This is a genomic window from uncultured Aliivibrio sp., assembly GCF_946479765.1.
Lineage (GTDB): Bacteria > Pseudomonadota > Gammaproteobacteria > Enterobacterales > Vibrionaceae > Aliivibrio.
In genome coordinates this window covers 1-24,762 of sequence record NZ_CAMLHO010000033.1, presented here as the reverse complement: position 1 = coordinate 24,762, position 24,762 = coordinate 1, and the positions used below count along the sequence as shown (strand labels likewise).

General features: G+C 38.0%; 23 protein-coding genes. 7 read left to right on the top strand and 16 right to left on the bottom strand.

Annotation, left to right across the window (positions count from 1 at the left end; all coding sequences use genetic code 11):
• The first annotated feature begins 5 nt into the window (after nt 1-5).
• Nucleotides 6-701 (top strand): tetratricopeptide repeat protein, encoded by a 696-nt coding sequence (locus Q1K78_RS12640; protein ID WP_300179254.1) that lies wholly within the window; start codon nt 6-8, stop codon nt 699-701.
• A 78-nt stretch (nt 702-779) separates the two neighbouring features.
• Here the strand turns inward: Q1K78_RS12640 and Q1K78_RS12635 are convergent, their stop codons facing one another.
• A complete protein-coding gene (locus Q1K78_RS12635) occupies nt 780-2,249 on the bottom strand; it encodes a phosphatase PAP2 family protein (RefSeq protein ID WP_300179251.1) in 1,470 nt (489 codons plus the stop codon).
• Nucleotides 2,246-2,731 (bottom strand): GNAT family N-acetyltransferase, encoded by a 486-nt coding sequence (locus Q1K78_RS12630; protein ID WP_300179247.1) that lies wholly within the window; start codon nt 2,729-2,731, stop codon nt 2,246-2,248. Before Q1K78_RS12630 ends, Q1K78_RS12635 begins: the two co-directional genes overlap by 4 nt.
• 343 nt (nt 2,732-3,074) lie before the next feature.
• On the opposite strand from Q1K78_RS12630, the gene Q1K78_RS12625 reads away from it, so the two are divergent.
• Nucleotides 3,075-3,632 (top strand): phosphatase PAP2 family protein, encoded by a 558-nt coding sequence (locus Q1K78_RS12625; protein ID WP_300179243.1) that lies wholly within the window; start codon nt 3,075-3,077, stop codon nt 3,630-3,632.
• Here Q1K78_RS12625 and nrfF read toward each other — a convergent pair.
• The 6 genes from nrfF to nrfB form a co-directional block, all read right to left on the bottom strand.
• Nucleotides 3,619-4,077: a heme lyase NrfEFG subunit NrfF gene (gene nrfF, locus Q1K78_RS12620; RefSeq protein ID WP_300179240.1), complete on the bottom strand. Its 459-nt coding sequence runs from the start codon at nt 4,075-4,077 to the stop codon at nt 3,619-3,621. The genes Q1K78_RS12625 and nrfF overlap by 14 nt on opposite strands.
• Nucleotides 4,078-4,079: 2 nt before the next feature.
• The gene (locus tag Q1K78_RS12615) at nt 4,080-4,604 is read right to left on the bottom strand and encodes a DsbE family thiol:disulfide interchange protein (protein WP_300179237.1); all 525 of its coding nucleotides are present in this window, start codon (nt 4,602-4,604) and stop codon (nt 4,080-4,082) included.
• Nucleotides 4,601-6,487: a heme lyase CcmF/NrfE family subunit gene (locus Q1K78_RS12610; RefSeq protein WP_300179234.1), complete on the bottom strand. Its 1,887-nt coding sequence runs from the start codon at nt 6,485-6,487 to the stop codon at nt 4,601-4,603. Before Q1K78_RS12610 ends, Q1K78_RS12615 begins: the two co-directional genes overlap by 4 nt.
• A gap of 92 nt (nt 6,488-6,579) precedes the next feature.
• Nucleotides 6,580-7,536, bottom strand: a complete 957-nt coding sequence (gene nrfD / locus Q1K78_RS12605) for a cytochrome c nitrite reductase subunit NrfD (protein ID WP_300179231.1) — start codon at nt 7,534-7,536, stop codon at nt 6,580-6,582.
• Between the two features lies 1 nt (nt 7,537).
• A complete protein-coding gene (nrfC, locus tag Q1K78_RS12600; RefSeq protein WP_300179228.1) occupies nt 7,538-8,224 on the bottom strand; it encodes a cytochrome c nitrite reductase Fe-S protein in 687 nt (228 codons plus the stop codon).
• A 1-nt stretch (nt 8,225) separates the two neighbouring features.
• On the bottom strand, nt 8,226-8,819 hold the full coding sequence (nrfB, locus tag Q1K78_RS12595; protein WP_045102326.1) for a cytochrome c nitrite reductase pentaheme subunit: 594 nt from the start codon (nt 8,817-8,819) through the stop codon (nt 8,226-8,228).
• A gap of 491 nt (nt 8,820-9,310) precedes the next feature.
• Here nrfB and nrfA point away from each other — a divergent pair, with 491 nt between their 5' ends.
• A complete protein-coding gene (gene nrfA, locus Q1K78_RS12590; protein WP_300179220.1) occupies nt 9,311-10,750 on the top strand; it encodes an ammonia-forming nitrite reductase cytochrome c552 subunit in 1,440 nt (479 codons plus the stop codon).
• Between the two features lie 153 nt (nt 10,751-10,903).
• On the opposite strand, the gene Q1K78_RS12585 is transcribed toward nrfA, so the two are convergent.
• The 3 genes from Q1K78_RS12585 to Q1K78_RS12575 all read right to left on the bottom strand — a co-directional run bounded on the left by Q1K78_RS12585 (nt 10,904) and on the right by Q1K78_RS12575 (nt 14,876).
• The gene (locus Q1K78_RS12585) at nt 10,904-11,548 is read right to left on the bottom strand and encodes a heme lyase (RefSeq protein ID WP_300179217.1); all 645 of its coding nucleotides are present in this window, start codon (nt 11,546-11,548) and stop codon (nt 10,904-10,906) included.
• Between the two features lie 130 nt (nt 11,549-11,678).
• Nucleotides 11,679-12,452 (bottom strand): phospholipase A, encoded by a 774-nt coding sequence (locus tag Q1K78_RS12580; RefSeq protein WP_300179214.1) that lies wholly within the window; start codon nt 12,450-12,452, stop codon nt 11,679-11,681.
• Between the two features lie 78 nt (nt 12,453-12,530).
• Nucleotides 12,531-14,876, bottom strand: coding sequence for a DEAD/DEAH box helicase (locus tag Q1K78_RS12575; RefSeq protein ID WP_300179211.1), 2,346 nt, complete (start codon nt 14,874-14,876; stop codon nt 12,531-12,533).
• Nucleotides 14,877-15,030: 154 nt separating this feature from the next.
• Here Q1K78_RS12575 and Q1K78_RS12570 point away from each other — a divergent pair, with 154 nt between their 5' ends.
• The 3 genes from Q1K78_RS12570 to Q1K78_RS12560 all read left to right on the top strand — a co-directional run bounded on the left by Q1K78_RS12570 (nt 15,031) and on the right by Q1K78_RS12560 (nt 17,871).
• Entirely contained in the window at nt 15,031-16,719 is a 1,689-nt protein-coding gene (locus tag Q1K78_RS12570) for an NAD-dependent malic enzyme (RefSeq protein ID WP_300179208.1), read from the top strand.
• 115 nt (nt 16,720-16,834) lie between these two features.
• Nucleotides 16,835-17,167 carry a DUF3392 domain-containing protein gene (locus tag Q1K78_RS12565; RefSeq protein WP_300179205.1) on the top strand — a complete coding sequence of 111 codons (333 nt, stop codon included), beginning with the start codon at nt 16,835-16,837 and terminating at the stop codon, nt 17,165-17,167.
• A 26-nt stretch (nt 17,168-17,193) separates the two neighbouring features.
• The gene (locus Q1K78_RS12560) at nt 17,194-17,871 is read left to right on the top strand and encodes an ElyC/SanA/YdcF family protein (protein WP_300179202.1); all 678 of its coding nucleotides are present in this window, start codon (nt 17,194-17,196) and stop codon (nt 17,869-17,871) included.
• A 50-nt stretch (nt 17,872-17,921) separates the two neighbouring features.
• Here the strand turns inward: Q1K78_RS12560 and Q1K78_RS12555 are convergent, their stop codons facing one another.
• Nucleotides 17,922-19,253, bottom strand: coding sequence for a GGDEF domain-containing protein (locus Q1K78_RS12555; RefSeq protein WP_300179199.1), 1,332 nt, complete (start codon nt 19,251-19,253; stop codon nt 17,922-17,924).
• 311 nt (nt 19,254-19,564) lie between these two features.
• The gene (locus tag Q1K78_RS12550) at nt 19,565-20,830 is read right to left on the bottom strand and encodes a MipA/OmpV family protein (protein WP_300179298.1); all 1,266 of its coding nucleotides are present in this window, start codon (nt 20,828-20,830) and stop codon (nt 19,565-19,567) included.
• 233 nt (nt 20,831-21,063) lie between these two features.
• Between Q1K78_RS12550 and Q1K78_RS12545 the strand changes: the two genes are divergently transcribed.
• Nucleotides 21,064-21,417 (top strand): hypothetical protein, encoded by a 354-nt coding sequence (locus tag Q1K78_RS12545; protein WP_300179196.1) that lies wholly within the window; start codon nt 21,064-21,066, stop codon nt 21,415-21,417.
• Between the two features lie 46 nt (nt 21,418-21,463).
• Here the strand turns inward: Q1K78_RS12545 and Q1K78_RS12540 are convergent, their stop codons facing one another.
• From Q1K78_RS12540 to Q1K78_RS12530, 3 genes are read right to left on the bottom strand one after another with little or no spacing between them, the layout of a single operon-like run.
• Nucleotides 21,464-22,306 carry an energy-coupling factor transporter transmembrane protein EcfT gene (locus tag Q1K78_RS12540; protein WP_300179193.1) on the bottom strand — a complete coding sequence of 281 codons (843 nt, stop codon included), beginning with the start codon at nt 22,304-22,306 and terminating at the stop codon, nt 21,464-21,466.
• Nucleotides 22,296-24,005, bottom strand: coding sequence for an ABC transporter ATP-binding protein (locus Q1K78_RS12535; RefSeq protein ID WP_300179190.1), 1,710 nt, complete (start codon nt 24,003-24,005; stop codon nt 22,296-22,298). The genes Q1K78_RS12540 and Q1K78_RS12535 overlap by 11 nt, the downstream gene beginning before the upstream one ends.
• A gap of 3 nt (nt 24,006-24,008) precedes the next feature.
• Nucleotides 24,009-24,560: an ECF-type riboflavin transporter substrate-binding protein gene (locus Q1K78_RS12530; protein ID WP_300179187.1), complete on the bottom strand. Its 552-nt coding sequence runs from the start codon at nt 24,558-24,560 to the stop codon at nt 24,009-24,011.
• Between the last annotated feature and the right edge of the window lie 202 nt (nt 24,561-24,762).

The following is a 24,762-nucleotide window of genomic DNA, read 5'->3' as shown; positions in this document are numbered from 1 at the left end:
CTGTAATGAAATTAATATTAAAAACTCTCCTGCTATCAGCATCATTATGCAGCTCCTTAGCTTTTGCTAATACAGAAGCACATAATGATTATCTAAAAGGTACAGCTTATCTAAACCAAGATAATTATAAAGAAGCGATTACCTGGCTAACAAGTGCTGCCAATAATGGATCTATCGAGGCTCAAAATAAGATTGGCGTCATTTATACTAAAGGAATAGGTACTGAGGCTAACTCTAGTTTAGCAATCCAATACTTTACCAAAGCCGCGGAAAATGAAAGCTCAATGGCTTATTACAATCTCGGTAAGGTGTATGAATCACAAGATAAATTCCCTATCGCTATCGACTGGTACAATAAAGCCATCGATATGGATAACAGCAATGCAATGAACAACCTTGCTGATTTATACTTACAAGGTAATGGGTTAGTTCAAAACATTCATCAAGCAGAGCTGCTTTATATCCGAGCGGCAGAATTAGGTAATGCTACGGCAATGCGAAATCTTGGCTTTCTCTATTTTAAAGGGAGCAACGTTAAGCAAGATATGGAAAAATCGTATTTTTGGTTTAATTTAGCCGCTGCAAAAGCCTACCCAGAAGCAGAAACCTACCGTGACTTTACAGGTGAGAAACTATACAAAACAACAAAAATATCAATTCAGAATGAAGCCTTAAAATGGCTAGAAGCACATTCAGAATAATACGTTATTTTCTCCCATTGGTTGCCTTAAAAATCCAATTAAGACAACCAAGCTACTCTTCTTACCTCTTTTTCTTTATTACGCCTTTTTACTCTCTAAGCGACACGGTAACCAAGTTGCCAGTACGATAATCACAAATATCAAAGAGAAATTTGCTATCGCTTTTACCATTAAGACAATAAGAGAACTACTTTCTAGTGAGTCTAATAATACACTTACCCCATAACGACTAACTAGTATTGCTAAAAACAAAGTAAGTAAGGTAATCACGCGAGTTCTTACTCTCTTTATGACTTCGCCTTTTGAGACAAAAATAGCAAGTACCACTCCCCAACATATCGCAGCCATATATAAATAATTCATATATTGCATGGTAAGCGCAATACCGCTTGAGACAATCGCAATAATTAACCAAAACTGTATACTCTCAATCACGCGATACAGTAAATCCCCATGTTTTTTTTGCAGATTTGAAAAATGAACAGTCACCATTGCACCCAGTGCAATCCCCACGATGGCATCCGTCAGAAAATGAATACCTAGCCATACCTGAGCGATGGATTGGGTAATTATTAAGCCAACAAAAAATAACGCGAAACGGTTGAGTACTGCTGGTGCTATTTTCCTTCTCTTTAAAGCGAGATAAAATATTCCGTAAATAACGGTAGCAAGCATGGCGTTCATACTTGGCATTCCAAACCCACTCGCTTGCGTTAATTGCAATTGAGGGACATAAACAAACGGACGAGGTAAAGCCAGACCTAACTTTGCTAATTCTGTAAAAATAATGGTTAATACAATACCAAACAATAAGGTTAACGCGGTTCCTCGACCAAAATAAACAAGGGCTACAATAAATAAAAAGTAGACAAAAGCTTCTGTGCCTGTTTCATTGATTATCGTAAAAAACATTTTAATACTAATGTTAATAACAGCTGGCAAGCTATTGATACTTTCGCGTAACGACATCAATAGCCCCAATTCAGCTTGATGAATATTGCTCGCTTGACCAATAAGATCCGTTACCCACGTGATTTGGTTATGACTGTCCAGCGGCTTAGCAAACCATTGTTGCAGTAATTCTAATTGTTGTGGATAGCGGTATTGTTCTGGACTTATTTTATATGGTTCACTTAGATAGACAGCTTCAGTTTCGGTGCCGTAATGAGGAGCAAACCAAGATGGAATCCGAAATAAACCATCATTTGTTTGTAGATCAAAAACAACAATATCAGAGTCACTTACACAGCGAAAAACCGTTGCTTTATCGTCTTTATACAATTGATCTTTTGCTACAACAACAAGCCCTGCTTCTTCCCATGTTTCTCTTTCAGCGGCTTGTTGAGGCGTTTCTCCCTCGTCAATCAACCCTCCGGGCAATGATAGTTTTCCCGTAATTAATTCTTCAATCAAAACGACACGAAAACCATCATCCACAACACAGACGGCTCCTTTTGAAGTAACCTCTTGATCCGCTAGTGCTGGCATTGATAAAAATGAGGTAAAAAACGACGACAACAATAAACAGAGAGTAAACACCTTATTCATATTCCATTCTCTTTTAGGGCTTTACGTAAATAATGGATGTGTTCTTTCATGCCTTGCTGATGATAAAAATCTAATGCGGCCTGATTAAAACCCCACACTTCAACAAAAACCTCTTTAACGCCATAATCTTTTAATTCTTGTTCCATTCTCGTTATTAGTTTTTCAGCAACACCTTCTCTTCGACTTGTTTCTTCAACATACAGCTCATCAATCGTTGCCATCATTACTGGTTTACTTACGGTTGAAATTAATTCACAAAAATGTCCTGTCACAAAACCAATAACGCTACCTTCTAATTCTGCCACATACACCATGCATTCAGGGTCATCTAAATAGCGGGCAATACTTTTCTCTTCTTCTATCTCTGAAGCCGTTTTGAATAGTTCAGGGCATTGCTGATGATGCTCATCATGTAATTGATACATCATTGAATTTAAGCGAAAAAGATCCGTTTCTTTTGCTCGACGAATAACTGAAGTCATGTAGATACCAAATAAGAAGTGACATGCAATTAGACCATGATTTATAAACAAAAAAAAGTTCTGTATCATCACTTCTTACATTCATAATACCTTTCCTTACTTTATTTTGACGTTAATCGCCTTAGAAAAGGTACACTAACCATATTGAAACTTATTTAACCGAATCATTATGCAGTTTACTTTTTCACCAAAAAATAGAATCTACGAATTAATCACCTTTGTATTCTTTATCTTAAGTATGCTAATGGTGCTTTTGCTTACATCTACTCCTAATTTATTCGATCTGTTATCAAATACAGAAAGCCTCATTCTAACCTTGCTCAGCCGCTCAGCCGGCTCTCCCATGTTTTTGCTTACTTCAGCGATACTCTGTTGTATTCCTATTATCAAACGTTTACCAATAAAGAAGATACTTTCTCTCTACCTACAATTTGCAATTCTTTTACTATTAAGTTTAATGCTAAAAATTGGTGTTAAAGCAGTGACTGAGATCCCCCGCCCTTACACTCAAGCTTTAGTTCAGGTTGATTTAATCGATAATACCGCTGATTTTTATACGCTCAGTGAAGAAAACAAAGAAACTCTTATTACTCAAGTTAAACAGCAAGTAAGCCCCGCACGTATAGACCAATGGCGTCAAGGCATGAATTATTCATTCCCATCAGGCCATACTATTTTCGCCGCTATCTGTGTTTTATTTTGGGGAGGTTTTTTGCTACGACATAAGCACTATGCACTAACCGCAGTTGTGATTACTTGGGGTGTAGGCGTTGGCTTTAGTCGTGTTTGGCTTGGAATGCACTGGCCAACAGATCTTATTGCGTCACTGATCAGTGCATCGATTTTGATTCTTTGTGTACCAACGATTAATTTAGAGACAACATCTCCTAAAGTGAATTAACGTTTTTCTTCACCGATTTGACCGCCATAATGCCAAAACCAATAAGTAGTAATAAAGGCAATAGCCAGAGCACATAGGTTTTCGCATTTAATGGCGGTTCATATAAAACAAAATCGCCAAAACGATGCGTCATGAAACTCACGACCTCTTCATCTGTCTTTCCCACTTTGATTTGCTGATACACTTCTAAGCGGAGATCTTTCGCTATCGGTGAATTTGACTCAATTAAGTTTTGATTTTGACATTGTGGACAACGTAAGCTTTTTGCCAAGGCGATCGCTTGCTGCTGTTGCTCTGAAGAATCAAACTTAAACAGTTCTACGCTTTCTATCGTCGCTTTGTCAGCGGCAACAAATAAACTATTACTGCTATCCAATGATGCATTAACGGAAAATACGGAGCATAAACAGAATAATGGCACCAATAGATTAAAAAAACGCTTCATTATTATTCCTCAAAAAAGTCAGCAAATTCACGTTGCCATTTTTTCTCATCTAAAGCGCCAGTAAAGCGATGCAATATCACTCCTTTCTGATCAATTAAGAAAGTGGTCGGCGTACCAAAAACACCTAAATCCATCGCTAGCGATCCTCTTGGATCAAAAATCACCGCTTGATATGGCGAACCTGTCTGCTCTAACACTTGTTTAGCCGCAATGCGATCATCTCGATAATCTAAACCAATAATGGTTATGCCCTGCTCTTTTAACTGATGTAAAAACTGATGTTCTGTTTTGCAAATCCCACACCACGCAGCCCAAACATTTAGCAAAGTTAATGGCTGTTGCTGAAATAAAGACTCATTTAATAATACAGACGTATCCATGACTTCTGGTAATTCAAACGTAGGCACGCTCTCTCCCACCATTGCCGTCGATGTGCTCGATTCTTTGGTTTCTAATCCTGTAAATAACACACTAAAGATTATCGCGCATATTCCAATGACTAATCCTACTTTTATTGCTGGCTTCATTTCTTACTACTCTTTCGCTTTATCATTGCCAATACCCCGCCTAGCGCCATCAAAATAGAACCAAACCAAATCCATCGAACGTATGCCTTATATTGTAAACGTAATGCGAAACTGCCGTCTTTTAATTTTTCACCTAACGTCACGTATATATCACCATGCCAAAACCAATGCATTGCAGGTTCACTCATATTCATTACTCGAACTTGATAATGACGACGCTGCGGCTGAACCATGGCTATTTCTTTACCATTTTCACTGATCAATAAATTCGCTTGTTCTGCGGTGTAATTTGAACCTACCAGTAGTTCGGTTTCTTTATAAGTGATCTCATAATTGGCGAGTTTAGCTATAATACCTGGTTCCATTTTTGCACTGCTTTCAAAAGAGTGTTCACTGTTCATCGCAGCACCTATCATCACAATTGCAATACCAATGTGCGCGATAACCATTCCTATCGCTTTGCCTTTAGACTGTTGCAGCGACCAGACAGAGCCTATTATTACCGCCAAAGCCAGCACCCAAACCAAGCTAGGAATGAGTGCCATATTTTCATATTGAACACGATATATTCCAAGTCCTAGCACAATCGAAACTAAGCTTGAAATGACCATCGTCTTGGTATTTGCATTTGTCGTCTTTCCTCCCCAACGAACAAACACCGACACGGCCATCAGCAACAATGCCATTATCGCCATTGGCACAAACAACAAATTAAAATAAGGTGCGCCTACAGAAATATTGCCAAGTCCAAAGATCTGAAAAATCATTGGATAAAAAGTACCAAGTAACACGGTAATGGTCGCGATTGAAAATAAACCCGCAAGCAATAAAAATAGAAAATCACGACTGATAAAATGACGAATAGGCTGGCTATTTAACTGTCTACTTTTGAATGCATACAGAGACAAAGAAACCAACATAACGACAAACAAGATCAGAAGAAGAATGATCCCACGAGTTGGGTCCACCGCAAAGGCATGAACCGAAGTTAATACCCCAGAGCGAACAACAAACGTCCCTAAAATACTCAAACAAAATGTCACTAACGACAGAATCATCGACGTTTTTAAAAGTTGGTTTTTCTTATCACTCGCGATTAGGGTATGCAGTAAACCCGTTGCGGTTAACCAAGGCAACAAAGAGGCGTTTTCAACCGGATCCCAAAACCACCAACCGCCCCAACCGAGCTCATAATATGCCCACCACGATCCTAAACTGATCCCTGCGGTCAACAATGACCACGCTAATAGTGTCCAATGTCTTGCGTGTTTAACCCAATATTGCGGTACGTCTTTCATCATCAACGCAGCAAGTGCAAATGAAAATGTCGCGGCAAATCCGACGTAGCCTAAATACAATAATGGTGGGTGAAATATCAATCCAATATCTTGCAACATTGGATTCAGATCTCGCCCTTCTAATGGTGTGTTAACGTAAATAATGAAAGGATTTGAAGCAAATAAAGTAAAGGCTGCAAAAATAGTAATTAACGCATTAAGCACCAATAAAACTCGAATAACGTACTCTGTTTGTATTGTTTTTCTCTTTAGCGTAATTAAACCTGCCCATAACGTTAAGGTTAATACCCAAAACAATAATGATCCTTCATGCCCACCCCAAATAGCGGCAATTTTAAAAAATACAGGTAATGCAGAATTAGAATGCTCAGCAATATATCGAATAGAAAAATCATCAATATAAAAGCCATACCCCAATGCAGAAACGGAAAGAAAACAAAATAAAGTACTAAGAATCGAGAGAGGGAAAATCAACGTAGCCCAATCATTCTGAGAACGTGATATTCCATATATAGCAGACATGAAAGCCACAAAAGATAACACCATCGTTGCTATTAACCAAAATTGACCTATTTCAGCAATCATACGACTCCACTGATCTCTCAAAAAATAAAAACGCCATGCTTATCCTACAGTGACTTAAACAAGTTACTTAAAATAAGCATGACGATACTGCATTATACGACGGTCATTTGTCCTGCGTATAAAACAAAGGTACGAAGCATTAATACACCAATTAAACTTAGTGATGTTACGACAAAGATAAACCCTTTGCCATGCGTAACTTCTTTAGGTGCGAATGCATTTAGCGCTAATGGCGTAACCATTCCTAGGCCAATAACCCCGACCCAGAACCACGTGCCCCAAAAACCACCACCAATCGCAGCCCAAGCGGCAACTTCACCTTGGCCGCCACTAAAAATTAACCCTGTAAAGAAAGTGATAATAACAAACAACTCAAATAGCACGACTGGACGTTCGAAATTATGGACCCACTTTACTGAAGTGCTTGTGCTCGATTCCCCAAAACCTAGAATACCAAACAATAAACACGCCGCAGCACCTGAAGACAAACTTGAGAACAAGAATAAAATCGGCAGTACCGGGTTATTTAACATTGGGTAAGTTTGTAATGCAGATAACAAGAAACCAGTATAGGCAGCAAGCATAATAGCGAGCACCGCTAAGACGATTTCTAATGCATTCTCAAACTGTTCTATCTTAAGCAAAATAGCATCAATAAAACCAAATTTCCCCTTTAAGAGCCCCATGATTTCTTTTCTAAAAATGATCCCTATCCAAGCAAATAAAACAACCATATACACTTGGAATAAGATAACCCCCATCGACATTACCGATGTAGGGTTAAAGTAAATCATGATTTTCCAAAACACTAACGGCTTTGTTAGATGAAATACCAAAATAAGCAGACCGACAATAATACCAAATGGCGCTAAAATTGCGGTCGCTTTAATGATGCTATTATGCGCAGGATCTCCTTCGATGACTTTACGCTTCAAATAAATTGAAATCATAACGGCACCAGCAGACATGCCGGCTAAGAAAAGATAGATCGCGATGATCCAATCCCAAACTAAGGAGTCAAAATTAAACGCAGCTTCCCATGCACTCATCTTAAATCTCCCCTTTTTGGTTTGGGATCTTAAATAACTTAGGCTTAGTGCCTAGATCCACTTTGTCTCGATAAAATACGCTATTGCTTAATACCGCATTAATCTCACTATTTTTATCGTTCAAGTCACCAAAGATCAGTGCTTTTGTGGGGCAAGATTCAACACACGCAGGTTGTTTGCCTTGAGCTAAATTCGTCTCACGACAAAAATCACATTTATCTGCTGATTTGGTAACAGGATTAAAGAAACGTACTTGATAAGGACACGCCGCTAAACAATAGCCACAGCCTACGCATTTCTCATTATGAACATCAACAATACCTGTTGTTTCATCTTTATAAGCAGCGCCTGTCGGACACACCATTACACACGGAGCATTTTCACAATGTTGGCATGATTTACGAGTAAAGCGGTAATCGACATCAGGGAACTCTCCGCGCGGTTCGCTACGGATAATCTCTAATCGAGAAACACCTTCTGGCACGCTGTTCACTTCTCGACATGCTTCAGTACAGGCAGTACAACCAATACAGGCCGTCTCATCATGCACCATACCATAGCGTTTTGCGCCGTCTTCCATCGAATAAGCCAGCGTTTTTTTACTGCTCATTAATGAGGTAGTCGCCACTCCAGTAGTAAAGATAACCGCACCTGAACCCGCTAAAAAATTTCGTCTAGAACAACTCATACTATTCTCCTAGCTTATTTTCTTTCTGATTAAAATCAGCGTGGCAATCAACACACATCTTTATCTTTGATGAATGGTCAAAAGAAAGTACCGCTTCTTTTTCTCCATGCACAATATGACAAGATGAGCAGGTTAAGTTTTTGGCGTGAACGTCATGCGTCCAGCTATCATCACGTAATCTTTCTGAGGTATGACAATCAGTACATTGGCTATTAGCTTGTAAAATTTCATCAAACGAGAGGGTCACTTTTTCCGTGCCGACTTTTGATTGTGCCGCAGAATATTTGGTAACTTGAGGTGCACCATCTCGGTGTTCAGGTCCAATTGATTTATGACACTCTACACAATTCACATCACGTTTAAGAATGGCAAATGCATCTTCACCGTGTGAACCTTTGAGTGTTTCTTTTTCATCTTTATGACATTGAGTACATGCGTAGTCTCGGTCACGAATTAACGTCACTTCATGTCGAGTTGATGAGTCAGCCTCTATTTGGGGCGATTCATCTGCAGCAACATTGAGAGACAAACCATAGAGACAAAATGCGAAGAGTAGCTTCAACATTGTGGCTATGGCTAAATTAACTTTGCCCATGTTATATCCTTCCCTTTCCTACTTTATGTCAGTCAAATCAATTAAAGATCGGACGCATAAAATAAAATGGATGAGTTATTGTATTGATGAAGAAATAAGCTCTTCATTGAAATCAATTCTCATTGGATAGTTAGCCACAACGCTTAACAGAGACAGTTTATATATAAATGTATCGAAATAATACAAAATATGTCTTGTTGATTATATCTATCTACCACTTTTGTGACATGGCGCAGATAGCCTTATCTCACTGTTATTTAAAGCAAATAAGAACCATTATTAATAAGGTGTATTTAAATTAACACTTTAGAGGTATAAGTATTTATTAGTGATATAGATCACTTATGTAACTTGATGTAAATCAATACAAACCCCGATGAAAAAATGACCGTCCCTTATCTACGATATACTCATTATGTTTCCAATTCTGATTGATAGTCGCTTTCACAACGCTTGGCTAATTCATAACAAGAATATTGGAGATACCTACTGTGAAAAAGCAATGGACCCGTCGTTCAGCCGCTGCAATTGCCATGGTGACTACGTTATTATTAAGTAGCCACAGCTTTGCTGCATCTGAAAAAACTGAGCGAGTTGACCCTCGTAATGAAGCTTATGCAAAAGAGCATGCTGATCAATATGAATCATGGCGCTCTACCTCTGACAGCGTACAAATTGAAGATGCGTTAGCCGAAGACCCAAATATGGTGATCATGTGGGCAGGTTATGGTTTTGCTAAAGACTATAACAAAGCACGTGGCCACTTTTATGCGATTGATGATGTAAGACAAACCCTCCGTACCGCAGGCCCTACTGACGCGAACTCAGGTCCTATGCCTATGGCATGTTGGAGCTGTAAAAGCCCTGATGTTGGTCGTGTAATTGAAGAGCAAGGCGAAGATGGTTACTTCTCTGGCAAGTGGGCTCGTCTTGGTAGTGAAATCCAAAACCCAATTGGCTGTGCCGATTGTCATGATACACGTAGTGAAGGCTTTAAAAACGGTGAACCAGCTTTAGCAATCACCAAGCCACACGTAGAGCGTGCAATGGATGCGATTGGTAAGCCATTTGATGATCAATCTCGTCTAGATCAACAAGCGTCTGTTTGTGGCCAATGTCACGTCGAATACTACTTCACAGGAAAAACCAAAGCCGTCAAATTCCCTTGGGATAAAGGCACAACGGTTGATCAAATGGAAGAATACTACGACGAAATTGGCTTTAGCGATTGGACTCATAAAGTATCTAAAGCACCGATGTTAAAAGCACAACACCCAGGCTACGAAACATGGCGCGAAGGTATTCACGGTAAAAACAAAGTAACGTGTGTTGATTGCCACATGCCAAAAGTAACGAATGAAGATGGCACCGTTTATACAGACCATAAAGTTGGTAACCCATTTGATCGCTTTGAAGATACGTGTGCTAATTGTCATACACAATCAAAAGAGATGCTACAGGGGGTTGTTGCTAGCCGTAAAGCACAAGTAATAAAAATGAAGCTAACCGCTGAACGTCAAATTGTAGCCGCTCATTTTGAAGCGGGTGCTGCATGGGATGCAGGCGCAACTCAAAAAGAGATGAAACCAATCCTACAAGACATTCGTCATGCACAATGGCGCTGGGATTATGCGATTGCTTCACACGGCGTTCATATGCATGCACCTGAAGTCGCTCTAGAAGTATTAGGCACTGCTGTTGATAAAGCGGCAGATGCTCGTACTAAACTGATCCGTCTATTAGCGAAAAAAGGGATTACGGACCCTATCGCTATACCTGATATTTCAACCAAAGCGGCGGCACAAAAAGCATTGGGTATGGATATGGAAGGCATGGAAGCTGAGAAGAAACACTTCTTAGAAACCGTGGTTCCTCAATGGGAAAACCAAGCAAAAGAACGTGAATCAACAGACTACGCGCCAATAAAATAATTAATGTGATTAACTGATTAATAACCACCAACAAAAAAAGCCGACCTTTCAATAAATGAAGTGTCGGCTTTTTCATATATTTAACTCTTTAACTCTTTAACTCTTTAACTCTTTAACTCTTTAACTCTTTAACTAGCGACTAGCGACTAGCGACTAGCGACTAGTCTGCATTAATTGTTTCGCTTGGTTAATAGAATTAATAATAGTGACTCTATCTACATCGACTCTTTCTGAATCTAAAATTTTCTGCCAAGCATTAATCGCTTTTTGATAACGAAACGTCACAAAATGATCAGAAGCAATTAAGGTTAATGCGGCTTGGTTATACTCATCTAGCTCTAATGCTTTATCCAGTAACCTTTCTATTTCTTCATCAAACAACTGAGAGTGTAAATAGTATTGAGCCGTTGCTTTTGCAGCGTACTGATTTGCCGTTGGCTCTTCAGTCAATCGTATTGCATAACCAAAGCAAATATTAGCAGGCTTTAACTCACCGTTAAGTAGGTAACCTTGACCAATTTCAAACCAAAGATCCGCATCGTTTGGAGACACTTTTAATTGGTCTTCTAAATAACGCATTTTATCTTCATAAGAAAGAAGGCCTAATGGTTCAGTGACCAACTTATTATCAACCGCGTACTTTTCTGGTTTTAAGCCTGATGAGAAAACAACTATCATGCACACAACCACCACAAATATCATCCATGCCGGATTTAAAGACGTCGCATTTTTACGACTGTAAAACCACCACAACACCAAACCAATCAGAGCAAAGCTTGCCAGCATCATTATTGTCATTATATGTCTCCTATGAAATCCAAAGGGATCCTAATGGAAATGAAGTTAATTCGCAATGACCAGACTCATTGATTTATAAGATCAAAAAAGCCCCAGATAACTGAGGCCTCTAAAAACACTGATTAATTTTTTATTGTAGTGGTAACAGCTTCATACCAATACCAACTCGGGTTTGATCATGATTATAATCAACCAACGTTTCCCCATACCCAGTCCACACTTGAGCATAGATACCAATAAATTTATTTACATTTAACGTATAACCAGCTTCAACTCCACCTTTGTTTGTCTCGAAATTGTAAGTAAAACGGGTGTCAAATGTACCTATTTTATTACCAACCTTAAACCACGCATCATAATTGCCAAGATAGTCGGTAATGTCTTCATTATTATCTTCATCTTTAATAACATACCAACCTTTAATTCCGTATTCGACAGGGCCATCTAAACGCTCTAAAGCGACATACATACGATCCCAGCTACGAGATAAGCTAGACGTTTGTCCATTCGATTCATGCATATAACCCGCTTCAGCACTATTAAAAAGCAGCATATTTGATTGATGCATTAAAAAAAACTGAGGTTGATAATTAGTTTCTCTAAATGGTGACGAAATATCGTTATTACCCAACTGCCATAACGATTTTTGAGTATAAGCAAACATTACGGCGCTACTTTGGCTAATTGGAATAATTGGCACTGAAAGAGAAAACTGAAATTTCATCTCCATGGCCTGCAAACCATTAGCGTCTTCAAAACCACCATCAACGTAAGTTTGTTTATTTAAATTATTAGTATAAGAACCAATAAAATAACTGTCTTCATAGCCACTTATTCTATTCACTTCTTTTGCTGATGTCATGAAGGGTACAACCAATGCAATCAATAGCATCCATTTTTTCATAATTGACCTTTTGTCAGTAACTTACCTTTCTCATTAACAAGCAAGATACATACCGATATTACGATTTATCTTATTGAATTATTTAACATCAATTTTACGGCTGGCCTTTTTATATTGAATTCGCCAACCTGACCACGTTGGAAGCTCCCATCGTTTAACATCCCCTTTTCGCTGCCCTTTTACATAGTTCAATAAAATCCGCTTACTTTGTGGTAAATATTCAACGAATAAGGTGATATCGGGCAAGATCACGGTTTGAGGGTACATTATTAGAAAATCAGCTAACTCCCACTCAGGGATCCCCTCAAAAATAAAATCGGTTTCATCAAACAACGTCATATCGTCTAAAGAACTGACCCCTAGCTCATTCAACTGTTCAGTAAACCAAGCTTCAAATGTCACAACAGGTACTGATTTATTACCGTTAAGTTGACAATAAAGCTGCCAAGCGGCAATTTCTGTCACTCTTTTATCTTTCAGTAACGGAAGCATATGCCCCTCAATAACTTGAGATACTATTGCAGGAATCGCATCGTCTTCAGTCGGTTCAACATAATCCGTTTTTAATCGTCGATTAGCGTAATAATATTCATGGGCAATTTTAATCTCTTGATTGTCATTTACACATTCACCAATGCGACAATCAGCTAATCCAGCATCAATAATCCAAGATAATTCTATAGGTGCTAACGCTGTCCCTATTGTGAGAATCCGCTTATTTCCTCTTCCAGGAAGAGAGAATTGATCGAACACGATGGCGGCTTCATAAGCAGGTAAAAAATGATTATTTCGCCCAAGAACCACTTCCAGATAACCATTACCAAAAGCCTCTCTGCGCTTCTCTCTACGAACAAAGACTAATTCAGGTAATTTGTTTACCAATTGAAGTAACACTTCCTCTCTTTTTAATCGACTACTGACCTCTAAATCAGGCAGTGATAATTCTGTTCTAATTTGTTTTGCTAATGCTCGAGCTTCTTTACGTAGTTCATTATCTATCGTTAATCCATGACATTCATGGCCACGAATGATGGAAACTAATGTCACTAAATCACACGACTTTGGGTTCCAACGTAAAAAGTCATCTAACGCTATATCTGAATTAGACAATGAACACAGCTTGTTTGATACCGATAATCCCGCGACTAAATCGACCACCGTTTCTTTTTCAGCCCTCCCTTCTACCACTGAAATCATATGTGAGAAGAGAGTATCAATAGGTAATGGGCATAAACGTAAGCCATAATCAGTAATCACTAACTCAGAATCAATCGCTCCCATCTGCTTTAACTTATCTTCAGCTAAATAGAGCGATTTTTCCGGCAACGGTTCAAGAAGCGGCATGTCACGTAATTTAGCATCACAGCTTGCGGCGGAAAGTACTACCTCGACTAATTCTTCTCTTTGTAATTCTGGTGGTGTCATTGATTCTAATGGGGCATGTTCACCAAACAATCGAATTACTCGCCCCGCTTGAGTTCGACCAGCTCTTCCTGAACGCTGATCTCTACTTGCTTTTGAAATGGCTTGCAGTAAAAGAGTCGTTCGACCATTTCTTTGATGCGTTCTTCGCTCTAAGCCTGAATCAATCACTAAGGTAACATTAGGAATTGTCAATGACGTTTCTGCCACATTAGTAGCAAAAATAACGCGCTGTTGAGTAGACGCAGTCAATGCTTGATTACGGTAAATATCAGAAACACCAGCAAAGAGAGGAATAACGTTAACATTAGACAGCTTAGCCTCAGCAACTTGAACGCATTGGGTAATTTCTTTTTTACCTGGCAAAAAAACTAAAATATCACCAACTTCACCTTGTTGAATCGCTTGTTGTAGCGTTTCTATAATTCGTTGTTCAAGATCTTTATCAGATGGCATCTGCTGCGAATGAGCCGCCATATTCGACACTGTTACATTAAATTGACGACCTTCTGCAACTAACACATCGGCATTAGCGTATTTAGCCAACGGCCCGCTCTCCATTGTGGCAGAAGTCAAAATCAAACGATGTGATTGATGTGTATTCAATAACGCTAATAAGATATCAGTATCCCAACGACGCTCATGAAACTCATCAATCATCACAAATTCAAACGTAGCTAGCTTATCTTCCATAAACCACTTTAACGCAATGCCGGGAGTGACAAATACTATTTTGCAGTCTTCTGTATATTGGCTATCTAACTTGATTGCGTAGCCAATTTCAGTGCCTAAATCAGTTCCACTTTGCTGCGCAAGATACTCAGCTAGAGCAGTACAGGCTATTCGTCTTGGCTCAATCACCAATACTCGCCCTTTCTCTGCGGCCCATAATGGTAAATGTGTTGATTTTCCAGATCCAGTTTCAGATTGAATAACTAAATTCTTTTGTGAAATAGAAGTAGAAAACGCAGAACGAATGGCATTAATAGGTAACAAAGACATATAAACCGAAAAATAATAGAATATTTCACTACTCTAACGGATTTGATTGATAAAAACATGACTGCATTCGCATTTTATTTTCATTCACGCTTTGATATTTACGTTAAGTAGGCATAGGATCTGTGGTTCATTCTTGATTTGAAGAAGCATAACAATGAATAACAACAAACGTCCCCTATATATCCCTTATGCTGGCCCAGCACTTCTAAGTACTCCTCTGCTAAATAAAGGCAGCGCATTCAGCACGACTGAGCGTAAATATTTTAACTTAGAAGGCTTACTTCCTGAAGCAATCGAAAGTATTGAAGAACAAACTGGTCGTGCTTATAAGCAATATCAAAGTTTTGAAAATGATATGGATAAGCATATCTACCTTCGCAATATTCAAGACACGAATGAGACCTTATTTTATCGCTTAGTCCAAAATCACATCAGCGAAATGATGCCTATTATTTACACACCAACCGTTGGCGCAGCGTGTGAAAACTTCTCAAACATTTACCGTCGCGGCCGTGGTTTATTCATCTCATATGAAAATAAAAACCGTATTGATGACCTGTTAAATAACGCAGCAAACCAAAACGTTAAAGTAATCGTAGTTACCGATGGCGAACGTATTCTTGGTCTGGGCGATCAGGGCATCGGTGGTATGGGTATCCCAATTGGTAAATTAGCACTTTATACAGCGTGTGGTGGTATTAGTCCTGCTCATACTTTGCCAATTGTTCTTGATGTTGGTACAAATAACCCTCAACGTCTTGCCGATCCAATGTACATGGGCTGGCGTCACCCTCGTGTTACTGGGGACGAATATAAAGATTTCGTTGAAGAGTTCATTCAAGCAGTTCAACGTCGTTGGCCTCAAGCCTTAGTTCAATTTGAAGATTTTGCACAAAAAAATGCGATGCCTTTACTTGAGCGTTATAAAAACCGTATCTGTTGTTTTAACGATGATATTCAAGGTACCGCTGCCGTTACTGTGGGCTCTCTACTTGCGGCATGTAAAGCAGCAGGAAGTTCATTAGCTCAACAACGCGTTACTTTCCTTGGTGCAGGCTCTGCGGGTTGTGGTATTGCAGAAGCAATCATTGCTCAAATGGTATCGGAAGGTATCTCAGATGCTCAAGCTCGCTCTCAAATATACATGGTTGACCGTTGGGGCTTACTGCAAGAAGGCATGCCGAATCTACTTGATTTCCAACAGCGTTTAGTTCAAAAAACTGAAAATACTAAAGATTGGGTTTCAGAAGAGTCAGATTATTCTCTTGTCGATGTAATGCGTAATGCAAAACCAACCGTATTGATTGGTGTTTCTGGTGCTCCGGGCTTATTTAGTAAAGAAGTAATCCAAGAGATGCACAAACATTGTGAACGTCCAATTATATTCCCGTTATCAAATCCAACAAGTCGTGTAGAAGCAACACCAAACGACATTATCCGTTGGACTGATGGTCAAGCACTAGTTGCAACAGGTAGCCCATTTGATCCAGTAACACACAACGGTCAAACTTACCCAATTGCGCAATGTAATAACAGCTTTATCTTCCCTGGTATTGGCTTAGGTGTATTGGCAATTAAAGCAACACGTGTTTCTGATGAAATGCTACAAGAATCAAGCCGTGCATTATCTGAGTGTTCCCCACTGGCGATTAACGGCTCTGGTGCTTTACTTCCACCATTAGAAGAAATTCATACGGTATCTAAAAAAATCGCTTTCGCGGTTGCTAAAAAAGCCATTGAACAAGGCTATGCATTAGAGATCACCGATGAAGCATTACAACAAAAAATTGAACAATATTTCTGGAAACCAGTGTACCGTCGCTACAAACGTACTGCTTTTTAATTAAAAATTTCCACCAAAATCAAAACCAGAGAAATTTTCTCTGGTTTTTTTTTAACTATCTGTTCTATAAGAGATAGAATAGTCAGCAATAATTATTTTATAGAATACTTTTTACATGAATCACATTGTTTATTTTTTTAATTCTATGGGGAGCTACTTAACTCCTTATTTATCTGATATCTCAATTGCGATGATTGCTTGTGCACTTGTTATGCTAGGGGGAGATATTAATCGTGCGGTTAGAGCCTTTTTATCTGGCAAGCATTTTTTAATTCGTACTGGTGCGTTTATTGGTATTAATGCCTTTGGCTATGGTCTGCTAATTGTAAAGGCTTCACCCATTCTCAGTTCTGCTTTGCGATCCATTCAACCCGCTTTTATGCTTGCTATTGTATTTTCGACCTTTATTATAATTGGTGCATGGGCACAGAAAAACCGACAAGTGTAAGTACGGCTAATTTAGGTTAAGGCATAATGACAATCTCAATGTTTGACATAATTAAAAAGTGGTTAAAAATTGCGGTGATCGTAAGTGTTACTCTTATCGCTTCTGTTTTAGCTGCCGATTTTTATATGTCTTTTTCAACACGGGCACAATTGTATCAAGACATTGAAGTACTTCCTGCACAAGAAACTGCATTGGTTCTAGGAACCAGTAAGTATATTCGCCGCACGTTAAACCCTTATTACCAGTATCGTATTGATGCTGCCATCGAGCTATATAAACAAAACAAAGTTTCTCATTTTTTATTAAGCGGAGATAACGCCCACCGTTCTTATAATGAACCTTGGACAATGAAAAGAGACTTACTAAAAGCAGGAATACCAGAAAAAATCATTACGCTAGATTACGCGGGATTTCGTACTTTAGATTCGGTGCAACGAGCCAAAGAAATTTTTGATGCAAATAGCCTGACGATTGTAACGCAACAATTTCATTGTCAGCGAGCAGTATTTATTGCTAATAATTTCGACATGGATACTGTATGTTTGGTTGTCCCTTCACCAAGTGGATGGGCGAATACAAAAATTAGAATTAGAGAAGTACTTGCGAGGACGAAAGCGATGCTTGATTTATATGTCTTTCATGTTCAACCAAAGTTTCTAGGCCCTAAAGAACCGATTAAACATAGCTCTCCTCCTGTTGAATAATCGCCAAAAAAGCCTTACTGCGTCAAACAATAAGGCTTCTTTGACAATTGTTAGTTTATATAATGAACGCTAGAGTCTGCTACTACGACATTCTGACTTATCACAACTCTATTACGACCAGTATTTTTTGCTTTATATAGAGCATCATCCGCTCGTGCAATGACTTCTGTAATTCGTTCGTTTTTCATTTCAGCCACCCCAAAACTACTGGTTAAGGGTTCATTATGACACCATAAATGATGTTCAATTGCATGACGAATATGCTCTGCTTTTTTTGCGGCTTGCTCTAAATTACAGTTTTGGCTGAAAACAATAAACTCCTCCCCTCCCCAGCGGACTAAAAAGTCTGTACTTTTGATCGCTCCCGTAATGACCAATACAAACTCTCTTAAGATATCATCGCCGGTTTGATGGCCTAATTCATCGTTAACCTTTTTGAAGTAGTCAATATCAATATAGATAACAGAAAAAGTTTGCTTACCCCAACGTACTTGTTGCGACATTCTATCGAGCCAATCTCTCACTGCATTTCGGTTTCTTGCTCCCGTTAATGAATCACGATGTGCAAGCTCTGCAAACTCTACATTTTTCTCTTTCAAATCATCATTCAGTTTTCGTAATCGTTCTTCACGATAGCTAATGACCTTAAGTTTTTTATTAAGTCTTTTTTGTTCATACAAGACATAACCGATAACCATAATTAACCAAGCATACAAAATAATCTTCAGCAAGGTCGCTTCTTTAATCCAAACACCACGTAATTCAATGCTATTAATTGTCATTTCAAACTCACCACTACTTACACTTGATGGCGTCGCAATTTCAATAATAGATATATTAGAAAACTCTGGAGCGGCATGCTCAACAGCGACTTTATAATCAGCGATCCACCAAGTAAGCACTTGAAAGTCACTTAATTGAAGTGTTTTTGGACCCGCATTGTAACCTGGCTCATATTCAACACCATTAAATTTTAAAGAGGCAGCATCGTTCCGTTTCGTATAAATTGGATTACTATTGCGCAAATAAACTCGTAATCGACCATTAGGATCGGCACTTTTATAATCAATATCTAAGATGAGTTTAGAGTAAGAGGAAAGATCAATCCCTTCAAAAATACTGTCAGAAAAATGAATAGCTACTTCACAATATGGCCAAGCATAATCTCCCTTTTTCATCGAGCACTGCATCAAGGGTTTACCGTTTTTTTCAACTAAAATGGCTTCACTTATCCCGCCGACTTTTTTATCATCCGTTGCTTTGTATTGATACATAGCTGGATTAATCGTGATGGTTTTAGTATCTCCACAAAAGTAATACCAAGTAAGCGTACCAATAGAAAGTATTAGCATGATTATCGTTATTTTTTGAAAAACTCGCATAGCAGTCCTTTGCACAAGTGTTAAATTTATTGATCTTCATTCCAAAAAAATAATAACGCACTTAATTTTCATTACAAAGTAATATCGTGAATGTAAAATCAAAATTATGAATTTTAAATCTGTTTTATGACGAACTTCAAGAAAATAAGATCCTATATTACATAATGTAGTAATATGTCGAATGAATTTTAACTCATTGATTTTATTTACAAAAAAATGACAGCTGTCATATTATTGACAATAATTATTTATAGATACAAAAAAGGCACTGCATTAGAAAACACAACACCTCTTTTATTCAGTAGGACAACTTAAATATCAAACTGAACATAGATACTATTGTAATTACTTCCACCCTTAATTCTTCCATATTGAGATGAATTTTCAAAAATAGCCGAACGGTGATGAATACTGTAACCAAGCCAAACACCATCTAATTCTCGATGATTAAATAAGTCACCCAAATTCACATCAAATGAAAAATCTAAATAATTTAATAACTTACTTTCTCTGTACCCTTTTCTATCCATTTCACTTTGTTCAATGTATGCTACATTATTAATATACGATAAACCTTCAGCAACACCAAATCGCCACTTTGTTGGCCATGGGATGGTTACATAGGCTTTTATCGCTACTACAAACTCTGAACTTAGATTTTGTACATCCGATTTCCAATGTTGGACATAACCTGGCGTTAAATAAAGATCAACAGGTAAAGAAAACAATTCATTAGTAAGCGGTAAGCCATAAAATACCGAGGTCATTTGGTTATTATAAGGATCTTTTTCAGAATCTAAATTAATAATATCTCCAATATTTGAAGGCGTCGCCCAACCATGAGCAATACGTAAATATGGCTTATTACTAATGTCTTTTCGAGTAGAAGTACTACTGTCAGTAAAGAATCCGACGCCTAAAAAGTACTCAAATTGCCAACGACTGTCTATATATTGGCTACTATAAGCATTATCATCTAAACGAGATAAATAACTACCGCCTAATAAATACAAGTTTGAAGTAACATGGTAACGCGACATGATACCAGCTTTAACATCAACACCAGCACCTAGCTCCTCACCACTGTCTAGATTACGGCTATAGTAGTAGCTATTAAATTCAGATCCTTTCCAACGACTTTCTATACTTGGATTAAACCACCAATCACCTGATTCAATCTCAGCGCCAAGCTTGACGTTCATGTAGGCACGGAAGTCAGGATCAACCATTAACTCTGAATCAATAAACCATTCTCTATCAAAATTATATCGAGCTCGGAAACCCGTATCGACAACATCACCGCCCGCTTTATTCTGATCTTCTTTTGGTAAGTCAAAATAGCGTAGGCGCATCAGAGCACTTAGTTGCCAATCACTCTCCTGATACAGATACAACCCACCTTCCATACCATCAATAAATACGTATTCATTCTCAAAAAACATCATAGGTATAAAGGTGGATACGGTTTCAGTATCAGTGACATAAGGTATGCTCGCCGTTCTTATCACAGCGGCAATCCCCCACTCTTTCTCTTTTTCAATAGAGGCTTTAAGCGATATATCTTCTTCTTTATCTATTTCACCTGCATAAACGGTATGTATAAACAATAGTTGAACGACTAGAAAAAATAGAGGTTTTAAATTAAATACGTATTTATACAAAAGAAACTACCCAGAGTTAAGTTAAAGAGAATAATTGATTAAAAGATAAACGAATTAAGCAATTGAAGTAAATATAATTTCAATCAACTTTAGAATTTAAGTATAGTGTTGATACCAATAAATAATAATTTATCTCTTGAGAAAAAAGTGTGAACATTTCAGAACTGATTAAAAATTTGCAAGATATTCAAGCAGCCCACAATGATGACTTAGAAGTGGTTACTGGTGAGGAATGGTTTCCTGAACAGCTATTAAGCTCTCACGTTAATCATAATATGGCGTTTTTACAATTTGACCGTATGCCAAGTGATATTCCAGCTGAAATCGATGCTCGTGGCTTTCTTGAGCATGAAGAACTGTTAATAAAAACCCTCATTACTAACGTTATTTTTAGTGAATTAGAGCCAGAAGCAATGGTTGACAAAATCACATCTATGCTGGTATTTAGTCATGAAAACATCAGTTCAGATGTTATTGAACACTTCAATCAAACTAACAAATAGGAAGTAAGTGGATAGCTCATTTCCTATTTGTATTTAATAACGGGCATTAATGAAAAGGATACCAAAAAAGAGACGTTTCCATTACTCGTTTGCTAATGGCTAATACGGCAATGACCAATAAGCCTACCATTACCAATTTATCTGTTTTAGTAATCGCTTTATCGCTAAACCAAGTTCTGCTTTTTGCTCGGCCAAAACCTCGCAATACCATCGCATTAGAAATTTCATCAGCCCGGTCTAAGCTTGAAAAAATCAACGGTCCTAATATTTTAGCTATATTACTTATACGAGTAAATACAGGTACATTCTTTGACAAATCAACACCACGAGCCTGTTGCGCATGCATAATATTAATAAAATCACTTTTCACTTCAGGTAAATATCTTAACGTTAAACTGACTGCATAAGCGATTTTATAAGGCAAACCAAGTCGATTTAAACTCGCCGCAAATTCAGCTGGATGTGTCGTAAATACAAATACCAGAGCTATGGGAAACATACTAAAATACTTAAGTGTTACCGTAATCAAGTAAAATAAGGTTTCTTGTGTAATTGCATAACTACCAAAAATTGGCATTAATACGGTGGTCGAGCCAAGTAATTCATTTCCCTGCTCAGGAGCAAGTAAGAACATGAATACGGCATTCATACTCAATACCGTAGCCGTCCCTATCAATAACGGTTTATACGCTGAAAAAGGCACTTTTGTTGCTTTCAACAAATACAAACCAATCACTATTAATGGAATAATAATACGTAAATCAAAGGTTGTTAGAACAACCGTTATCCATGTAATAAACAATAGAAACTTAGTCACACCATTTAAACGATGAAGCCAAGTATCCAAATCCACATAGTTAATACCGAAACTTTGTTTATCAGTGGACATTTTTCTTACTCTCATGTTCTTCGGTAATGAATTGCTGCATAAACCCTGTGATATTTGTGATCTCTAGCTTTTCAGCTAACTCATATAAACTAGTCACTGTTAAATTCGCTTTATTTAATAGTTCTGGCTGGCTAAAAACTTGCGTGACTTTTTGATCTGCAATGCACTTACTGTCGGCAATAACAATGGCGCGACTGGTATGCTCTAGAACCAAATGCATATCATGAGAAATAATAATTACTGTCAACCCAAGCTTCTTATTTAATTGATTAATAAACCCAAGCATTGAAGTGTAGTTTTTATAATCTTGCCCTGCCGTTGGTTCATCAAGAATTAATAACTCAGGCTCAAGAACAAGAATAGAAGCGATAGTTACTCGTTTTTTCTGCCCGTAACTTAATGCATCAATTGGCCAATGGCGAAAACGGCTTAAGCCACATAATTCGAGAGCATTAAGTACTCTCTTCTCGATGTCACTATCAGACAATCCACTATTAACTAAACCAAATGCAACTTCATCATAAATCATGTGATGCGAAATCATATGGTTTGGGTTTTGTAGAACCACTCCGACTTTCTGTGAACGCTCGTAAATAGAAAGTTCCGTTAAATCTTGACCATTTAAGAAGAGTGACCCTTGGTCTGGTTGTAATACGCCCATAACCAATTTGGTAATCGTCGATTTACCAGAGCCATTCTTACCAAGAATAGAAACAAATTCACCTTTCTTCACATTAAACGAAATATCGTCTAATGCATTAACTTCACCATCATAAGAGTAAGTAAGTTTATCAACACTTAGCAGAACATCATTATTCTCAGTAAGGGAAGAGATCTCTTTCATATCACGAAACCAAGTACATACTGCTTGTTTTAGTGACTCAACAGGGATCGATGCTAGATGACTAATGTTAGGGATCAAAGCGAGGTCTAATTGACATTTTTTTAATAAAGAGACGTATAAAGGCTCGCGGATCCCATGCTTTGTAAGCAGTGAGGATTGAATTAACTCATCAGGAGTCATGTCTGCAATGATTTCGCCATTATCCATTAAAATAATACGGTCAACAGAGCGATAAAGAACATCTTCTAGTCGATGCTCAATGATCACTATAGTTTTGCCTCTGCTTTTATGCAGATCATCAATGATATCGATCGTTGCTTTACCTGTTTTTGGATCTAAACTTGCTAAGGGTTCATCAAAAAGAAGTAAATCAACATCATCAACTAAAATACCACCTAACGAAACTCGCTGTTTTTGACCGCCACTAAGATCATAAGGTGATTTATTTAATAAGTTTTCTAAGTCGACTAATTTTGCAGTATCACGAACAATAGGATACATTTTTGCTTTTGATACCATTTGGTTTTCAAGTGCAAAAGCAATATCTTCACCCACAGTTAATCCCACAAACTGGCTGTCTGTGTCTTGTAAAACAGTTCCTACATTTTCGGTGTATTGTTCAATTTTCCAGTCTGAAATCTCTTTGCCATTAATGCAAAGTTGACCTTCTATTTCACCTTTTACTGTGTGGGGAATAAGGCCATTTAAACACTGGCCTAATGTCGACTTACCACTACCACTAGGGCCAACGATTAAGATCTTTTCTCCTTGCTCTATCCTTAGATTGATATTTTTAAGCGTCGGCTTGTCCTGTGACGCATATCGAAAAGAGAAGTTTGAAAAGGTTACGCTCATTAATTATAGCGCCTCTGTTAAGTTTGTACTTTGTTTCTTACGCTTTGCTAAATTGGTCAGAATTAAGTAGCCCACAATAGCAATTAAAACTGTGTTACCAGCAGCAATAATACAAAGTTGCATGAATACTTTACTAAAAGGTTCTGCGTATAAGATGGTATCTAAAAAAGCGGAAGTACCATAACCAATAACATTACCAGCAAACGCTAATACGACAAATATAAGGAAATCTTTCTTATCAAAAAGCCCTGATTCAATACGATTTTTAGTAATAATAGGGAATAGGCCAATAACCATACCTACAATTCCAGAGCCTAAAACCCATGTAAGCCAAACACCCCAACCTGCAAATAAATCAGTCACCCAATGTCCAATAAAACCAACTAAGAAGCCTACAATTGGTCCATAAAGCACAGAAAATAAAGCCAAGACAGCCATAGCAGGTTTTAGAGTAGTATTCGCAAATACAGGAATACCAAACATTGGCAAACCACCGATACCGTATAAAGCAGCACCGATAGCAATAACAACAACAGTTTTAGCAGAAAGGTTCATAATGTTAGCCTTGAAGCAAAATTGAAATTAACAGGAAGAAAGGCGCGTATTATACAGTAACTTGAGCGGTTTGGAAATATTTACATCTAGACGTCTAAATGTTTTTTAGACAAAGAAAAAAGGCCCATCACAAAATGATGAGCCTTCTTAATAGATGGTGCCCCGGGCCGGACTTGAACCGGCACAGCGCGAACGCCGAGGG

Coding starts and splice junctions, on each gene's coding strand:
- Q1K78_RS12640 (WP_300179254.1), top strand. CDS start 6: ATGAAATTAATATTAAAAACTCTCCTGCTATCAGCATCATTATGCAGC.
- Q1K78_RS12635 (WP_300179251.1), bottom strand. CDS start 2,249: ATGAATAAGGTGTTTACTCTCTGTTTATTGTTGTCGTCGTTTTTTACC.
- Q1K78_RS12630 (WP_300179247.1), bottom strand. CDS start 2,731: ATGACTTCAGTTATTCGTCGAGCAAAAGAAACGGATCTTTTTCGCTTA.
- Q1K78_RS12625 (WP_300179243.1), top strand. CDS start 3,075: ATGTTTTTGCTTACTTCAGCGATACTCTGTTGTATTCCTATTATCAAA.
- nrfF (WP_300179240.1), bottom strand. CDS start 4,077: ATGAAGCGTTTTTTTAATCTATTGGTGCCATTATTCTGTTTATGCTCC.
- Q1K78_RS12615 (WP_300179237.1), bottom strand. CDS start 4,604: ATGAAGCCAGCAATAAAAGTAGGATTAGTCATTGGAATATGCGCGATA.
- Q1K78_RS12610 (WP_300179234.1), bottom strand. CDS start 6,487: ATGATTGCTGAAATAGGTCAATTTTGGTTAATAGCAACGATGGTGTTA.
- nrfD (WP_300179231.1), bottom strand. CDS start 7,536: ATGAGTGCATGGGAAGCTGCGTTTAATTTTGACTCCTTAGTTTGGGAT.
- nrfC (WP_300179228.1), bottom strand. CDS start 8,224: ATGAGTTGTTCTAGACGAAATTTTTTAGCGGGTTCAGGTGCGGTTATC.
- nrfB (WP_045102326.1), bottom strand. CDS start 8,819: ATGGGCAAAGTTAATTTAGCCATAGCCACAATGTTGAAGCTACTCTTC.
- Q1K78_RS12585 (WP_300179217.1), bottom strand. CDS start 11,548: ATGACAATAATGATGCTGGCAAGCTTTGCTCTGATTGGTTTGGTGTTG.
- Q1K78_RS12580 (WP_300179214.1), bottom strand. CDS start 12,452: ATGAAAAAATGGATGCTATTGATTGCATTGGTTGTACCCTTCATGACA.
- Q1K78_RS12575 (WP_300179211.1), bottom strand. CDS start 14,876: ATGTCTTTGTTACCTATTAATGCCATTCGTTCTGCGTTTTCTACTTCT.
- Q1K78_RS12570 (WP_300179208.1), top strand. CDS start 15,031: ATGAATAACAACAAACGTCCCCTATATATCCCTTATGCTGGCCCAGCA.
- Q1K78_RS12565 (WP_300179205.1), top strand. CDS start 16,835: ATGAATCACATTGTTTATTTTTTTAATTCTATGGGGAGCTACTTAACT.
- Q1K78_RS12560 (WP_300179202.1), top strand. CDS start 17,194: ATGACAATCTCAATGTTTGACATAATTAAAAAGTGGTTAAAAATTGCG.
- Q1K78_RS12555 (WP_300179199.1), bottom strand. CDS start 19,253: ATGCGAGTTTTTCAAAAAATAACGATAATCATGCTAATACTTTCTATT.
- Q1K78_RS12540 (WP_300179193.1), bottom strand. CDS start 22,306: ATGTCCACTGATAAACAAAGTTTCGGTATTAACTATGTGGATTTGGAT.
- Q1K78_RS12535 (WP_300179190.1), bottom strand. CDS start 24,005: ATGAGCGTAACCTTTTCAAACTTCTCTTTTCGATATGCGTCACAGGAC.
- Q1K78_RS12530 (WP_300179187.1), bottom strand. CDS start 24,560: ATGAACCTTTCTGCTAAAACTGTTGTTGTTATTGCTATCGGTGCTGCT.